Below are 327 nucleotides of genomic sequence, written 5' to 3'. Positions count from 1 at the left end.
AGCCGTCCCGCTTCGCCACGGCCGACGTGGTGCGTGCTCTTCGCCAGCGAATTCATCTGTTCCAGGATTGATCGAGCAGTTCGGAGAAAATCTCGTCCAGCCATCGTTGCTCGCACCCCGCCGCTGGATCGCTCGAAGACGGTCATACCGAGTGAATGTTCGAGCTGGCTAATGCAACGGCTAAGCGTGGATTGCCGAAGCAACAATACTTCGGACGCGCGCCGAAAGCTCCCGTGACCCGCTGCTGCCACAGCGTATCGAATATTCTGCAGATCGACGTCGGACGTTCGATTACGACTAAGTGTTCTATGGGATTATGTTCGCTGA

1 protein-coding gene is annotated in these 327 nt (G+C 56.6%); it reads right to left on the bottom strand.

Translation table 11 applies throughout. From position 1 onward, the window contains the following. The coding region (locus ACMGDE_RS20010) for a LysR family transcriptional regulator (protein WP_436834610.1) at positions 1 to 251 on the bottom strand (251 nt) is incomplete at its 3' end. Positions 252 to 327 lie beyond the last annotated feature (76 nt).

The sequence above is a fragment of the Parapedobacter brassicae genome (genome assembly GCF_051400755.1).
Classification (GTDB): Bacteria; Bacteroidota; Bacteroidia; order Sphingobacteriales; family Sphingobacteriaceae; genus Parapedobacter.
The sequence above is the reverse complement of the archived record's forward strand: the minus strand, read 5'-3'. Positions and strand labels throughout refer to the sequence as shown.